Source organism: Staphylococcus sp. SUC_1.2 (assembly GCF_026222585.1).
The window spans coordinates 110,484-127,579 of sequence record NZ_JANJPM010000003.1 but is presented as its reverse complement, the minus strand read 5'-3'; the positions used below and the strand labels follow the sequence as shown (position 1 = coordinate 127,579).

The 17,096-nt window shown below is 31.9% G+C and carries 12 protein-coding genes and 2 pseudogenes; all 14 read right to left on the bottom strand.

What is annotated here, in order from left to right:
* Positions 1-55: 55 nt before the first annotated feature.
* The 14 genes and pseudogenes from rny to pnp all read right to left on the bottom strand — a co-directional run bounded on the left by rny (position 56) and on the right by pnp (position 17,096).
* Positions 56-1,615 (bottom strand): ribonuclease Y, encoded by a 1,560-nt coding sequence (gene rny, locus NR218_RS02150; RefSeq protein WP_002448856.1) that lies wholly within the window; start codon positions 1,613-1,615, stop codon positions 56-58.
* 263 nt (positions 1,616-1,878) lie between these two features.
* Positions 1,879-2,925 carry a recombinase RecA gene (gene recA, locus NR218_RS02145; RefSeq protein WP_002448773.1) on the bottom strand — a complete coding sequence of 349 codons (1,047 nt, stop codon included), beginning with the start codon at positions 2,923-2,925 and terminating at the stop codon, positions 1,879-1,881.
* A gap of 176 nt (positions 2,926-3,101) precedes the next feature.
* Entirely contained in the window at positions 3,102-4,241 is a 1,140-nt protein-coding gene (locus NR218_RS02140) for a CinA family nicotinamide mononucleotide deamidase-related protein (protein ID WP_145438580.1), read from the bottom strand.
* Positions 4,242-4,373: 132 nt separating this feature from the next.
* Positions 4,374-4,949, bottom strand: a complete 576-nt coding sequence (pgsA, locus tag NR218_RS02135) for a CDP-diacylglycerol--glycerol-3-phosphate 3-phosphatidyltransferase (RefSeq protein ID WP_017174623.1) — start codon at positions 4,947-4,949, stop codon at positions 4,374-4,376.
* A gap of 32 nt (positions 4,950-4,981) precedes the next feature.
* Positions 4,982-5,374, bottom strand: a complete 393-nt coding sequence (locus NR218_RS02130) for a helix-turn-helix domain-containing protein (protein WP_017174622.1) — start codon at positions 5,372-5,374, stop codon at positions 4,982-4,984.
* Positions 5,375-5,394: 20 nt separating this feature from the next.
* Positions 5,395-6,237 (bottom strand): DUF3388 domain-containing protein, encoded by an 843-nt coding sequence (locus tag NR218_RS02125; RefSeq protein WP_002448864.1) that lies wholly within the window; start codon positions 6,235-6,237, stop codon positions 5,395-5,397.
* A gap of 118 nt (positions 6,238-6,355) precedes the next feature.
* Positions 6,356-7,060 (bottom strand): elongation factor P 5-aminopentanone reductase, encoded by a 705-nt coding sequence (ymfI, locus tag NR218_RS02120; protein WP_019835106.1) that lies wholly within the window; start codon positions 7,058-7,060, stop codon positions 6,356-6,358.
* Between the two features lie 2 nt (positions 7,061-7,062).
* Positions 7,063-8,349 carry an EF-P 5-aminopentanol modification-associated protein YfmH gene (yfmH, locus tag NR218_RS02115; protein ID WP_131565942.1) on the bottom strand — a complete coding sequence of 429 codons (1,287 nt, stop codon included), beginning with the start codon at positions 8,347-8,349 and terminating at the stop codon, positions 7,063-7,065.
* Complete coding sequence (yfmF, locus tag NR218_RS02110) at positions 8,349-9,548, bottom strand: EF-P 5-aminopentanol modification-associated protein YfmF (protein WP_371089566.1); 1,200 nt, start codon at positions 9,546-9,548, stop codon at positions 8,349-8,351. The genes yfmH and yfmF overlap by 1 nt, the downstream gene beginning before the upstream one ends.
* Positions 9,549-9,641: 93 nt before the next feature.
* On the bottom strand, positions 9,642-10,358 hold the full coding sequence (locus tag NR218_RS02105; protein WP_048762400.1) for a GntR family transcriptional regulator: 717 nt from the start codon (positions 10,356-10,358) through the stop codon (positions 9,642-9,644).
* Between the two features lie 2 nt (positions 10,359-10,360).
* A pseudogene (locus NR218_RS02100) lies at positions 10,361-12,034 on the bottom strand (DNA translocase FtsK); the annotation flags it as partial.
* 77 nt (positions 12,035-12,111) lie between these two features.
* Positions 12,112-12,784: pseudogene (locus NR218_RS12700) on the bottom strand (cell division protein FtsK); the annotation flags it as partial.
* A 336-nt stretch (positions 12,785-13,120) separates the two neighbouring features.
* Positions 13,121-14,794, bottom strand: coding sequence for a ribonuclease J2 (gene rnjB, locus NR218_RS02095; protein ID WP_017174616.1), 1,674 nt, complete (start codon positions 14,792-14,794; stop codon positions 13,121-13,123).
* 205 nt (positions 14,795-14,999) lie between these two features.
* Positions 15,000-17,096: a polyribonucleotide nucleotidyltransferase gene (gene pnp / locus NR218_RS02090; RefSeq protein ID WP_019835109.1), complete on the bottom strand. Its 2,097-nt coding sequence runs from the start codon at positions 17,094-17,096 to the stop codon at positions 15,000-15,002.

The following is a 17,096-nucleotide window of genomic DNA, read 5'->3' as shown; positions in this document are numbered from 1 at the left end:
TTAAATATGTCTCAGGTTTTTTAGTACTCAGTGAGTCCCTATTTAATTTTAAAAATTACTTCGCATACTCTACTGCTCTAGTCTCTCTAACAACTGTCACTTTAATATGTCCTGGATATTGTAATTCTTCTTCAATTTGATTTTTTATATCTCTAGCTAATCGGTAAGATTTTAAATCATCTATTTCTTCAGGAGAAACAATAACTCTAATCTCTCTACCAGCTTGAATTGCGAACGCTTTTTCAACACCTTCATAACTTTCTGAAAGAGTTTCTAAGCGTTCTAATCTACGAATATAATTTTCAAGTGTTTCTTTACGTGCTCCTGGACGCGCGGCCGATAATGCATCTGCAGCAGCTACTAGAATTGAAATTATAGATGTTGGTTCAACATCTCCATGATGTGAATGAATCGCATTAATAACAGTTTCAACTTCACCGTATTTTTTAGCTAATTCAACACCAATTTCAACATGGCTACCTTCAACTTCATGATCAATTGCTTTACCTACATCATGTAGTAATCCAGCTCTTTTTGCTAAACTAACATCCTCGCCTAATTCAGCAGCTAACATTCCAGAAAGATGTGCAACTTCCATAGAATGTTTTAAGACATTTTGGCCGTAACTTGTTCTATAGTTTAAGCGGCCTAAAATTTTCACTAAATCTGGATGCATATTGTGAACATTGATTTCAAATGTTGCTTGTTCACCTGCATCTCTAATGATGTCATCTACTTCTTTTCTAGCTTTATCTACCATTTCTTCGATACGACCTGGATGAATTCTTCCATCAGAGACTAAATTCACTAATGCAGTCCTAGCGATTTCACGTCTAATTGGATCAAATCCAGATAAAATCACTGCTTCAGGAGTATCATCAATAATCAAGTCGATACCTGTTAACGTTTCTAAAGTACGAATATTTCTACCTTCTCTACCAATAATTCGACCTTTCATCTCATCATTTGGTAAATTAACTACTGAAACAGTAGATTCCGTTGTATGATCAGCAGCTAATCTTTGTACAGTAGTAGCTAACAATTCTTTTGCTGTTTTGTTAACTTTTTCTTTAGCTTCTCTTTCTTTTTCCTTAACAAGCACTGCAATATCTTGTGACAGTTCTTCTTCCACTCTATGAAGTTGTTCATTAACTGCTTCCTCTTGAGTGAGACCGGAGATGCGTTCTAATTCTTGTTCATGCTTCATTATTAACGTCTGAACACTACTCTCTTTTGCATCTACTTGTTGTTGTCTTTCTTCAATTTTGGATTCTTTTTGATCTAAAATCTCATCTTTTTTATCCAATAATTCTGATTTACGATCTAAATTTTCCTCTTTTTGAAGATTTCGGGCTTCTTGTCTTTGAAGCTCACTACGTCTTTCACGTAGCTCTGTTTCAACTTGTTCTCTAATGATTTGATTTTCTTCTTTTGCCTCTAATAATTTCTCTTTTTTGATATTATCTGCTTCTTTTTGTCCTTGTTTAATAATATCATTAGCAGTTTGTCTAGCTTGAATTTGCTTTTGATGTAATATATTTCGGGCTAAAAAATACCCTACAACAACCCCTAGAATAATCCCCAGCAAAATGAGTAGGAGGTCTAATAAATTCACATAAACACCTCCTTTTTCTAGGTATTTGCTTGTATATTAAAATCTCTATGATTTTTTATAAATTGTATAAATAATATACATATTAATTGTACGTTTATGTACTCAGTAGTGTCAAGATATGAAATTTCACTTCAATTTCACTACACATACTTATAAAAGAAAGAGAGTGACATTGAATTCATTTCGAACTCATCATTCACTCTCACACAAAATAATTTTAATATTTTTAAGTATATTCTAGTTAAAGCATTAAAAATTTAACATTATTCTTCATCGAATAATGTTTGTGATGATTTATCTTCATTTTCTTCAACATCACCATCGAAAATGCCTAATTTTTCACGTAATTTGCGATCGATTTCATCTTTAATTTGAGGGTTTTCTTTAAGATATGTTTTAACATTTTCCTTACCTTGACCCATTCTCTCACCATTATATGAGTACCAAGCACCAGATTTATCGACAATATCATTTTCTACACCTAAGTCAATTAATTCGCCCTCTTTTGAAATACCTTGACCATACATGATATCTACTTCAGCAATTCTAAATGGTGGTGCTACTTTATTTTTAACAACTTTAATTTTAGTTCTGTTACCTACAATATCTTGACCTTGTTTTAATTGTTCTGCACGACGCACTTCTAAACGTACTGAGCTATAGAATTTTAATGCTCTACCACCTGGTGTAGTTTCTGGATTACCAAACATTACTCCAACTTTTTCACGAATTTGGTTAATAAATATAGCTGTAGTATTTGATTTTGAAATTGCACCTGAAAGTTTACGCAAAGCCTGAGACATTAAACGTGCTTGAAGACCAACATGTGTATCTCCCATTTCACCTTCAATTTCAGCTTTAGGAGTCAAAGCAGCAACTGAGTCTACAACAACAATGTCAACTGCTCCACTTCTTACGAAAGCTTCTGCTATTTCTAAACCTTGTTCACCATGGTCGGGTTGAGAAAGATATAAATTATCTATATCAACACCTAATGCTTCAGCATATACTGGATCAAGTGCATGTTCAGCATCGATAAACGCAGCAACGCCTCCATTTTTTTGTACTTCAGCAATGGCATGAAGTGCTACTGTTGTTTTACCGGAACTTTCAGGACCATATATTTCAATAATTCTTCCTTTAGGATAACCACCTACACCTAGTGCATTATCTAAAGTAACTGAACCACTTGATACACTAGATACACGACGACCTTTATTATCGCCTAATTTCATTACTGCACCCTTACCAAAGGATTTTTCCATATTTTTTATAACTGTATCTAAAGCTTTTTGACGATCATTATCCAAAGCGAAACCTCCTATATGAGATAGTTATCTATTTAATATTATATATATATTATACTCTTAACCATATTCAAACACAAGTATTTTGCGAATATTTGTTCGTATAAAAAGAGAACAATGAATACAAAATCGAACAAATGTGCCCGAAAATTATAACCATTTTTTAATTTAAGTACATTTTAGTGCCAATTTAATAATCTTATTAATACATAATTTTGACTTCTGTTGGGCAGTATATTTCTTGATTGTGTTATCTTAAATGTAGTCATTTTAAAATCATCTTTTGTATTAATTGCTAGATAAACTTCCTCTTTCTCATGTAATATTGCTATACCCATTTCAGTTTTATATAAATCTTTTACATATGAAGAGGCGTCTCTTAATTGCATTTCAATACTTGAATGATGATTTAAAAATATATCATTATCTGGTAATATTCCTTTTAATATATTTTGTTTATCAAAGCGTTTTAAACGAGTATAAATCGCTCCATCCGTTACCCCGTCATATATACTTACTGTAGAATTCATTTGTTCCATTACAGATTGTTCTAACAATGTGTCATCTGAACCATAATAAAATTGACCAATTCGTTCTAGTATTTCTTCTTTTATAGGTTGAATCAATGTTTTACATTCACTTTGTGTAGAAGCATTTGCTGTTAATCTAATATATACTTCATGTTTCCCTGCTAACGGAGCTATCGTAGGATTAGTTTGTTTTTCAATTAAATCCATAAGTTCTGTTTCAACTTTCGATTCTCCAATTCCTGCAAATCTCAGTTGCTCTGAAAAAATAGTATTGTCATTATCTATAAGTAATGGAAGCAACTCATTTTTAGCCATAGGTCGCATTTCACTCGGAGGACCAGGTAACAGAATTACTTTTTTATTATCCATTTCAATAAACATACCTGGAGCCATACCATAATGATTTTTTAATACTTTCGCTCCCTCTACTACAAGTGCTTGTTGTTTATTATTAGGTGTCATTTCTTGCCCTTGTTCTTTGAAAAAATCTTCAATATAATTTAATGCTTCTTCATTAGTCACTAAGTTTTTATTTAATACTTTTGCTACTGTCTGTTTAGTTAAATCGTCTTTAGTTGGGCCCAATCCACCAGTGAGCACTAATGTGTCAAATCTTTTTAGTCCTTCTCTAATAATAAATTCTAAACGATCAGGATTATCACCGATAACTGTATGTTCAACTATATTCTTTCCAATTTGATTGAAAAGTTTTGATAAATATTGGCCATTTGTATTTGCTATTTGACCTAATAATAATTCTGAACCTACTGCTATGATAGATATATTCATATGTCCCTCTCCCTTATATAGTCTTAATTCATATTTTATACTTAATCTATTATATAATCTAAAAAATAACTCAAAAAAATGAGAGTCATTTTATGCGACTCTCATTACATTTCACTTTATTTGATTATACTTTTATTGCTTAAACACATCTCTACCTTTATAGAAATATTCAATTCCTGATAATATTGTAAAGAATACGCCAATGTATAATAATACTTGTCCTAATTGGAATCCAATCCAGTTTGAGAATAAATCACCAAGTAAAATCCAAATAATTGCTACCATTGTAACAGCTGTTTTAATTTTACCTAATTGGCCTGCTGCACTCACAAATCCTTGTTCAATTTGAAGTAAACGTAAACCTGTAACCGCAAACTCACGAGCAATGATAATAATTGCTACAACTGAATTAGTTAGCCCTAATTGAACCATAACAATAAGAGCACTAGAAACTAATAATTTATCCGCTAATGGATCTAAAAACTTACCCATATTTGTCACAAGTTGCCATTTTCTTGCTAAATAACCATCTAAAAAATCACTTAAAGAAGCTACAATAAAAATAATAGCAGCAATAAGTTGCTCTATTCTTATGTCATATCCACCTAATACAGATACACTTCCAAAACCAAAGTTTACTAGAGCAAATAATATAAATACTGGAATCAAAATCACTCTAAAAACTGTAATCTGGTTAGGTATATTCATTTTAATACCTCATTTCTTAATTTATATGTATATTATATTAATAATACTGCTAATACCCACATAATAAAAGTAATAATTATAACAATACTAATCATAATCAATAATTGAATAGGTTCTTTATTTTTAGTACGATATTCGGGCACTTCGTTGTGTCGATAATGATGTAAAAGTGTATCGAGTTGATTATGTTGATTAGGAATTTCTTCATGATGCACTTTAATGAGTTGATTTACATCCATATTAACTACACTTGCATAACGTCTAATAAAACCTTCAGCGTAATCCACTTTGGCAAGTTGATCAAATTTATTCTCTTCAATATATTTTAACGTTTCTCGCTTTAATTGTGTACGTTGTTCTAATTCTGTTAATGTCATTCCTAATCTTTCTCTTCTACCTTTTAAGGTTTCACCAATTGTTTTCACTTTTGACGCCTCCACCTTCATTACTCAAAAAAACCGAAGCCACCGCCAAACACATCTTCTCCAAAATCTAATGTGTTTTTGCTTTTAATTGCTTGTTGTTTAACTTGTTGTTTCATGTGATCATATTCAATTTTTTGATTCTCATGTTCACGTAGCTCGATAATATAATCAAAATCATCGATGCTATATTGATTTGTTTCTATAAATAAATCTGGATGCTCAACTACTTTTATTGACGGTAAAGTCATCACTTCTTCAACTAACTGTTGATGTTTAGGATTTGTTTCTCTAGCAGTTACCGCACCATCAATAATATAAACATGATTAGCATCATATTCACCTTTTATAAGAGAACTACGAACTGTCTGTTTAATTAATGTTGAACTTATAAATAGCCATCGTTTATGCGCACAGACACTACCTGCGACAATCGATTCTGTTTTTCCAACACGAGGCATCCCTCTAATACCTATTAATTTATGACCATCTTCTTTAAATAATTCTGCTAAAAAGTCGACAAGTAAACCTAAATCTTCACGTTCAAAACGAAATGTTTTTTTGTCACCAGCATCTTGTTCAATATAGCGACCATGACGCACTGCTAAACGATCACGTAACTCTGGAATTCTTAACTTTGTTATTTCTATTTCTTTCAATTCATGAATGATATTTTCAAAACGTGTGACTTTTTCAAGACTATCTGTCTTAATAAGTAATCCACGACGCCCTTGATCAACACCATTTATAGTAATAATACTAATTCCTAACATACCAAGTAAACTCGATACGTCGCCTAAAAGTCCAGCCCGATTAACAATTATCTCGTATTCTAAATACCATTCCTTTTTTTTAGCAACAGTCATCTAACCAACCCCTTGTTTAAATACAATTTGAAATATTCCCCTTATATAATTAAATTTATTATATCATTGATTATAAAAAACGAATCGTCAAATCTGCATTTAAAATTTAGGATACTTTTTAAATATACCAACCACCATTAACCTTTTGGACTGTTCCTGTAATACTCTTAGCATTAGGATGGCATAAATAAGCACACACATGTGCTACTTCTTGTGGAGCTATCATTCTTTGTTGTGGTAGTTCAGATAAGATAACTGCTTTGTCTTCATCACTGAATGCTTTAGCCATACGTCCTGAAACAAAACCAGGTGCTATAGCATTCACAGTGACATTCGTCAATGCTAGCTCTTGACTGAGGGCCTTTACAAATCCAATTTGAGCACTTTTCATTGCTGAATAAATAGTTTCCATACTTGCTCCCGTCTCGCCCCAAATTGATGAGATAACAATAATTCTACCATTTGTACTTTTTCTCAATAGGTCTATGAAATATCGACAGCATCGAATCAACTGTTTGACATGAATATGATAACATTCATCTATCTCTTTATCTTTCATATCTTGTAGCATGCCATATAATGATGTACCACTACTATAAATTAAACAGTCTAACTGTTTTATATGACTAAATATATCATTTAAATCAATATCATGAGTCAAATCCATTTGAATGAATTCTACGGCTTCACCTTTATACTTTTTTTCTAAGGATGAAATATCAGATTGATAATATTGAAGTACTACTTCATATCCCTCTTTTAATAAACGATCTACAATCGCACTACCAATACTACCAGAACCACCAAATACTAATGCCTTCATATTTAATCTATCTCCAAACGGCTATCAACAAGACGATCAATATTTAGATATTGTTTAGCAGTTTCATTAATACTATCTAAAGTAATATTTTCTACAATATCTAACATATCAAATACACTTACACCCTCAAAATACAATTTTGCATATTGATTTGCAATATATTCTGGGGAATTCAAATTAGAGATAAATTCACCAATAAACTGCTTCTTCAATAATTCAAACGCTTCTGAATCTTTTAAGTTTCCTCTATATTTCTTTAATTCAGTAAGTAACCTATCCTTTAATTGATCTGGTTCATGAGTAGCACTTGTAATAATTGAGAAACTATAAGTAGGTTCAAGAACAAATTGATATCCAAATGAATCATCAATTAAATCATCATTAAGAAGAGATTGATAGAAATCTGTTTCTTCACCGAATACGAGTTCAAAAAATAAAGTCATTTCTAAATCTCTTTGAACATATTTCTCAGGTGCTTCATCCAAAGGTTCATTTTTAAACCCTAGCATTAAACGTGGAGACTGTAATTTCATTTTTTCAGATACAAATGATTGAACTACTTCATTTGGTTCTTTTATTGCTCCTCTTTGAATAGAAGGTTGATTTGTTTTATGACGACGATTTTCATGTTCTTCAATAACATTACAAATGCGTTTAGGATCCACATCTCCTACGACAAATAATACCATATTGGATGGATGATAAAACGTTTCATAACATAAGTATAAATCATCTTTAGTGATACTATAAATACTCTCAACACTACCTGCAATATCTACTTTAATTGGATGATGATGATACATTGCGCGTAATGTATTGAACATAATTTTATATCCTGGTTGTTCTTGATACATTTTAATTTCTTCAGCAATAATTCCTTTTTCTTTGTCTACTGTTTCTTTTGAAAAATAGGGTGTTTCCACCATATCAAGTAAACGTAGAATATTTCGTTCAACTTGATCAGTTGCACTAAACAAATAACTCGTACGATCAAAACTTGTAAATGCATTGACTTGAGCATTATCATTGGCAAATGCAGTAAATAAATCTTCATCATTGTCTTTTTCAAATAACTTATGCTCTAAAAAATGTGCTACTCCATCTGGTACAGTCACATATTGATCTTTATGATGAGGTTTAAATGTATTATCCAACGAACCGAATTGAGTTGTATAGGTCACATATGTTTTTTGAAATCCTTTTTTAGGAATTACAAATAAGCGTAATCCATTATTTAGTTCATGTTTATAGACGCGTTCATCAATCAATTCATAATATTGTTCTTGCACTATGATTGACCTCCCTTCGTTAATACATATATCGTATCTAAATAGGCTTGATTTGCCATTTTAACGACATCTTCTTTAGTCACTTTATTAATTAATTCCATGTATTCTTTATCTGATTGAGGCTGATTTAAAAGTAGTTGATTTTGCATGACTTCAATAATACCTTTAGGTCTATCTGCAATTTCTTGTCGTTGTGAAATGATAATTTTTTTAGCTAATGCTAATTTTTCTTCAGAGAAATCTCCTACTTTAAACTTCTCGAATTCTTCAATAATTGTAGTTTTTGCAATATCGTATTTTTCAACAGATACACCACTTAATACAAATAAATAGCCATTTTTTCCATCTAATTGCGAATGAATAGAATAAGCTAGACTTTGTTTTTCACGTACTTCATTAAATAGTACTGAAGAAGGATCACCGCCAAACATAGTATTTAATACGACAAGTGCATAGTAATCTTCGTTTCCATAATGAGTTGGAAAACGATAACCTAAATTTAATTTAGCTTGGTCAACGGTATCTTTTTCAATGATTGTTTCAGTAGATTGGTCGGTACAGTCAGTATTTACATTATGATTAAAGTCAAACGTCGTTGAGCTAAGACTAAATGAATTTTCTATGAGTGATGTAACTTCTTTTTCATTTACATTTCCCACTACATACACTGAACACATGTCATTATTTATCATAGATTTATATGTATCATACAAACTTTCATTTGTAATACGCGCAATATTTTCTATTTGACCTATAGCTAAATAACGATAAGCTTCATTTTTGAACATATATTTTAATAAATTAATAAATGAATATTGCGCTTTATTGTCAATCATCGCTTCTATTTTTTTATGTAATAATGATTTTTCTTGAGTAACAAATGTAGAGTTGAATGAATTATTCTCAACAAGTGGATTCATGATGACTTCTTTTAATAAATTCAAACCTTTTTCAAATAATGGTGTAGTATCTTTAAGATAACGTTCATTTACAATTTCTAAAGAAATAGTAATGACATGTTTATCTTTAAATTTAGAAACAAAGCTATTAATATAAGCTCCATAAAGCTCTGATAATTGTTTATTAAATGATTTATCTGTTGGCCATTTTTTTGTGGCACGAACCAATACTTTACTTAGTAATGAACGAGCAGTAATTGTTTCGTAATCAAGTGGTGCCATAAATTTAAATGTGATCATCGTTGTTTTAAATTTCTCAGTTGGAAGAATATCAATATGTATTTGATGATTAGTATGTTGTTTCAAAATAATCAATCACTCCTTTACCTGTTATTAAATTTTTGTGCGTGTTAATTTAAACTTCACTAGGCTACTTTTTATATAATTTAATGAGTATAAAATAGGTTTACCCATTTCATCATAATGGACAACCTTTAATAACATTAATCCCTCATGTGGTTCAGCATTCAATATGCTAGAAATATGAGGTTCATAACTGATTGCTTCAATTTCAGTTTCAGCAGAAGCTACCTTATGCCCAGTATTAAGTTCAATTGCATTAAGCATCGATCCATCACTTTCTTGATATTCGGTACAAGTTAAATGATGTTCAGCAATCTTATCTAAACAATAAATAACTGGATGATGATTCGCAGTACGTAGTCTTTCAATAATTGTTATAGGCTGCTTATCTTCAATATCTAACATTTTTGCATCTAATAAAGAAGCGGGTTGCTGCTCTAAACTCAAATATTCTGTACTTGCTTCATATCCCGCTTTTTTAATCATTTCACTAATACTAAATAATTTATTTAAAGGATAATAAAAGGGCTGTAGAGCCTTTATACTTGTTCCTTCTTCAAAATTATCAGTTAAAACTTGTTCAATAATAAGTTCTCCAATCGCTTCATAGACATCATCTGTTTTAACGTTAACTTCTCTAGCAATGGATAAATTGCTAGGAAGTTTATCACCAGGTTTTAAAGAATGATTTTTTATTTTTTTAAAAATATATTCTTTTACTTTAAAAACTGAGTTCAATTCAGTCATACTCACACCTCTTCATTCTCAAAATCTATTAAAACTTGTCTTGGTTTACTGCCTTTTTGTGGACCAATAACATTATTTCTCTCTAAATCGTCCATTAATCTTGATGCACGATTATATCCAATTCTGAATTGTCTTTGTAAAAGCGACGTACTTGCTTTTTGTTTCTCAATTACAAAAGCGTATGCATCATCATATAGTGCATCTTCACTTTTCATTTCTGATTTCTCTACAGGAGCATCAGGTTCCATTTCTTTTACGTAATTTGCTTTTTGTTGTTCAACTACATAATTTACAACTTCTTGTACTTCTTGATCACTTAAAAATGCACCTTGAACACGTGTCTGTGTGGATTCACCATTACCAACATAAAGCATGTCGCCTTTGCCTAATAATTTCTCTGCTCCTCCAGAGCCTATGATTGTTCTAGAGTCTGTTTGTGAACTTACAGCAAATGCAATTCTTGAAGGGATATTATTTTTAATAATCCCCGTGATAACATCTACAGAAGGACGTTGTGTTGCTACAATTAAATGTATACCCGCTGCACGGGCCATTTGTGTAATACGCTGTATTGCATTTTCAACTTCTTTTCCTGCCACCATCATTAAATCTGCTAATTCATCAACAATGACAACGATATAAGGAAGTTCTGATTGCTTTTCATCAAGTTCTTCATTTTGACGTCTTATAAATTGATTGTATCCTTCAATGTTTCTAGTAGACGAATGTTGAAATAAATCGTAACGACGTTCCATTTCAGCTACAATTTTCTCTAATGCCTGTGATGCTTTATGAGGATTTGTTACTACAGGTATTAATAAATGTGGAACACCATTATATACATTTAATTCTACCATTTTAGGATCAATTAACATTAATTTTACCTCGTGTGGCTTAGCGTTTAATAAAATGCTCGTAATAATACCGTTGATACATACTGACTTACCACTACCTGTAGAACCAGCCACTAATAAGTGAGGTGTTTCATTCAATTCAATAGTCATTGGTTCTCCGGAGATGTCTCGTCCTAAACCGACTTCTAATTTATTTTTTGCTGGAAACTTTGATTCTAAAACTTCTTTTAGCGTAACTAAAGAAATTTTATCATTTGGAACCTCAATGCCTACAGCTGAACGTCCAGGTATAGGCGCTTCAATACGAATGTCCTTCGCAGCAAGTGCTAAAGCTATATCATTATGTAAATTAACGATTTTATTTACTTTAACACCTTGAGCTGGTTGAACTTCATATTGAGTGACAGCCGGTCCAATTTTAATTTGAGTCACTTTAGCATTAACTCCAAAATTTTTCATGGTTGATTCTAATATTTGACCTTTACGTTGTACTTCAGCTCTTGAAGTTGTCGTTTGTTTTGTTGGCTGTTTAAGTAATGATAAAGGAGGAATGTGATAGGCTACATTGCCAACTTCTCCTGCTTCTATGATCGAACTATTATTCGTATCGTCATCATTAGAAACGTGTTTTATTTTATCTTTTTTCATAGAATTTGACGCAGACACATGCGTAGGTTCTTTATCTTGATGGTCTATGTCAAATTGACGTTTTTTACGTTTAGGTCGTACTTTTTCTTCATCCGTTGCTGCATGATGGCTATATATAGGAATATCTTCATGTTGCTGTTTCACTTCTGGGAAGTCACTCACATCTTTCATGACTTCATCTTTCCTTTGTTGTTCTTCTAATTCTCTTTGGTGTGCCAATGCTTGACGCTGTTCTTCTTTTTCACGTAATCGTTCTTCTCTTCTAATTTTATTTGCTTCTCTTTTTTCTTTTAAAGTAGATGAGGCACTCTGAGTAGAACGTTTAAAATAATCAATTGTGTTTCTCGCCACATCTCTATGATGTAATTTTAGTAATAGGATAAAACTTGATATCAGTAAAATCAAAGTCACAATGATAATCCCAGCAATAGAGATTAAAGGTACAAATAATTTTAATAAATAAAAGCCAATAATACCTCCACCGAAATTTGGAAAATGAGTATGTTCATAAGATTTATAGACGTAAGACAATACCGGTTCTCTTTTTGCAACTTCTCCTTTAGAAAAATAATAAATGAGTTGAGAAACAATCAGTAATACAAATTGTAATAAAATGAGACCGAATGTACGACGTGTTTTTGGAAAATGTCTTTGCATTGCAATATAAATCGTAATTAAACTTACTAAAATATATGTAAGGTAACGACTTGCGCCAAATAAATAATTGAAAAAGCTATCAATCATTCTACCAACAAGCCCTAATTGAAATATTCCTAAAATAGATATAATCACAATTATAATAGCAATAATATACCTTATAGAACTATCTGTTTTTTGTTGCTTTTTCTTTTTAGTTTGGCGTGGTTTCGTTTTCGTTTTTGAATTGGTTTTTCTAGTCGTTGTTTTTTTCTTAGTTCGTGGCAAATGTTACACCTTCTTTTATTTTTAATTATAATAATGACATTTTCAAAAATATAAAAAAATGTAAGTTATGTTTTAGAGTTAAAAGTATGAAAGAGGTTGAGACAATATGTATCACATAGACTCTTAAGCCCATTTTTAAATAATTAAAAATAAATGAGTCAAATCATCTTTTAAAATTATAGAGTTCACTATAAAAGTTAGGGTAAATGTCTTATCTTTTATATACTTTCAATTTAATACATCAATGAATCTATAAATAAGAATGATAAACGTTTATATTTTTAATTATTTTATAAAAGTGATATTGTCCCGACCTCTTTATTAAATGTATATCTTTTAAATTTCAGAAATAACTGGAATAATCATTGGGCGACGTTTTGTACTTTCGAATAAAAGCTTGCTAATTTGGTCGCGCATATTTTGTTTAATTTCAGACCACTCAATGCGTTTTTCTTGTAGTCCAGCTTCCACAATTTCTCGAACTTTATCTTCCGCTTCTTGCATTAATTCTTCACTTTCACGTACGTAAACGAATCCGCGTGATTGAATTTCAGGTCCAGCAGCTATACGTCTATTTTTAGGGTCTAATGTTACTACTGCAATAAAGATACCATCTTCTGCAAGAAGATGACGATCTCTTAACACAATATTTCCAACGTCTCCTACACCTATGCCATCGATGAGAATATTACCTGAATTTACTTTTTCATTTAATACCATGTGTGAGCCATCGAAATGAATCACATCCCCTTTTTCGACAAGGAAAATCTTTTCAGGTGCAACGCCTGCTTCATTTGCTAATTTTGCATGCGCAATTTGCATTTTAAATTCACCTTGAACAGGAATAAAGTATTCAGGTTTCATAATATTAATCATCATTTTTAATTCTTCCATACAACCATGACTAGAGGCATGAATTTTTTTATTATTTGGAATAATATGTGCACCTGCTCGAACAAGTTCATTTAACGTATTGGCTATAATAACTTCCATATTTGCTGAAGCAGTGATGGCTAAGTAAACTGAATCGCCCTCTTCAATATTTAAAATCTTATGTTTATGTTGGGCCATTTGACTCAACGCTTCAATAGGTTCGCCTTCCATACCTGTTGCTATAATAACGACTTCATTTTTAGGATAGTTTTCAACTTCATTGATTGGAAGCAATAAATCTTTAGGAATATCAAAATATCCCATTTTGCGTGCAGTATTAAATGAACTTTCAAGAGATTTTCCTAAGAAAGATACTTTACGATTTAATTTACTAGCAACATTCAATACTTGTTGAATTCTAATAAAATTCGATGCATAGCATGAAACAATTAAGCGTCCTTTTACTTTAGCAAATGCATCATAAATATGCGATTCTATGACATTTTCTGGAGTATTATAACCAGGTTTTTCTGCTTCAGTTGAATCACTAATCAAAGCAAAAACACCTTCTTCTCCAATTTCAGCCATGCGTTTCATATCAGGAGCATAATGCCCTTGTAAACTTTGGTCAAATTTAAATTCACCTGTATATACAATTGAACCGTGTGAAGTATGAATACAGATACCTAAACTATCTGGAATACTATGTGATGTATTAAAGAAAGTAATATTGACGTTTTTAAATCTCATCACTGAATCATGATTTACAGTATAATATCGTACTTTTTTCTTTATATTTCTTTCTTTGATACTTTCTTTAACTAAAGCTAAAGTAAGTTTTGATCCATAAATTGGTGCATCAACTTGCTCTAAAATATAACTCACTGCACCAATTGCATGTTCATGACCATGACTTAAAAATATCCCTTTTAATTTATCTTTGTTTTCTACTACATATTGGATGTCAGGAATAACAATATCTACTCCTAACATTTCATCTTCAGGAAACATTAATCCTGCATCTAACATAAACATCTCATCGTCTACTTCGACGATATACATATTTTTAGCGATTTCGCCTACGCCCCCAAGTGGAATAATGCGAATATCGTCATTCTTTTTCTTTACTAAACTCAAAATGTTACCTCCTATAATTAATTCCCGTCCATATAAACTCATAATTTATTATAATTTAATTTACGAAGGATGTACACTATTAAAGTGTGTTGTAACTAAGGTGTAAAAGACCTTTAATAAAAAAATATATACTTTCATAAAATCATTCTTTATATATATAAAGAAGGTTAGGACTTCATTTTGTCCTAACCTTAACTTCATTCACTTATTCATCTAAAACTTTATGAGACGCATTTACACGGCCTTGTTTATCAATTTCTGTAATTTTAACTTCAATTGTATCACCGATTTTTAAAACGTCTTCAACTTTATTTATTCTATCTTTAGAAATTTGAGAAATGTGTAATAAAGCATCTTTACCTGGGAATAATTCTACAAAAGCACCATATTTTTCAATACGCTTAACTTTCGCATGGTATACTTGGCCAACTTCAGCTTCGCGTGTAATTTCATTAATAATTTCTCGAGCTCTATTTATCATTTCTTGATCAACAGCGCCAATAAAGATAGTGCCATCTTGTTCAATATCTAACTTAACGCCAGTTTCGTCAATAATTTCATTAATTTTTTTACCACCTGGGCCAATGACATCACGAATTTTTTCAGGTTTGATATGCATAATTTCTACCTTAGGTGCATATGCACTTAATTCACTACGTGGTTGATCGATTGTTTGTAACATATGATCCATAATCGCTAAACGACCTTGACGAGCTTGTTCAAGAGCTTCTTCAATCACTTCACGTGTTAAACCATCAATTTTGATATCCATTTGAATCGCAGTAATTCCCTCTTTAGTTCCAGCAACTTTGAAGTCCATATCACCTAAAGCATCTTCCATACCTTGAATATCAGTTAAAATTGTATAACTATCTTCACGAGTGACAAGACCCATAGCAATACCAGCTACTGGAGCTTTAATAGGCACACCAGCATCCATTAACGCTAATGTTGATCCACAAATTGAAGCTTGTGAAGATGATCCATTTGACTCTAATACTTCACTCACAATACGAATTGTGTAAGGGAACTCTGTAGTGTCAGGAATGATATATCTAAGCGCTCTTTCACCTAGTGCACCATGACCAATTTCACGACGACCTGGCGCTCTCACTGGACCCGTTTCACCTACTGAGAAATTAGGGAAATTATAGTGGTGCATAAAACGTTTTTCAATTTCAGGTCCTAATCCATCAATAAGTTGGTAGTCTCCTAATGCTCCTAAAGTAAGTACAGATAATGCTTGAGTTTGTCCACGGGTAAACAATCCAGAACCATGTGCACGTGGTAATAAACCAACTTCTGATTCAAGCGGACGAATTTCATCTGGTTTACGTCCATCAGGTCTAATTTTTTCATCTGCAATTAATCGACGAACTTCTTCTTTTACTAAATCATTTAAAATCGCATATACTTCATCGATAAGCAACTCATTTTCTGGATCCGCTTCGTCTACAAATTCAGTAGCGATTTCTGCTTTAAGTGCATCTAAATTTTCATCACGTTGTTGTTTGTCAAATGTTAATACAGTTTCTTTTAATCCTTTTTCTTCCGTTAAAGATTTTACTCGTTGTACTAATTCTTCATCACGTTCAACAGGAATAAATTCTTTTTTTACAGGTTGAATATGCTCAACAACTTCTTCTTGGAAAGCAACTAAGCGTTTTATCTCTTCATGACCAAAGAAAATCGCTTCAAGCATTTCTTGTTCTGTAATTTCACTCGCACCTGCTTCAACCATATTTACAGCATCTTTATGACCAGCAACTTCTAAATCTAAACGAGATACTTCTTTTTGTTCAAGTGTTGGATTAATCACGTATTTTCCATCAATATATCCTACATTTACACCGGCAATTGGTCCTTGGAATGGAATATCAGACACGCTCAATGCCATTGACGATCCAATCATTGCTGCCATTTCTGGGGAGCAGTCTGGATCCGCACTTAATACAGTATTCATAATTTGAACGTCATGTCGATAACCTTTAGGGAATAATGGTCTAATTGGTCTATCAATTAAACGTGCAGTAAGTGTCGCTTCATCTCCAGGACGACCTTCGCGTTTTTTAAATCCACCTGGAATTTTACCAGCCGCATACATTTTTTCTTCATAGTTAACTGTTAAGGGGAAAAAATCACCATCACGTGGCTCTTTAGAAGCAACTGCTGTAGATAATACAACAGTATCACCATAACGTACTAAAACTGCACCATTAGCTTGTTTCGCTAATTGACCTGTCTCAATCGTTAACGATCTTCCAGCCCATTCAGTTTTGAACACTTTCTTTTCTTGAGACAT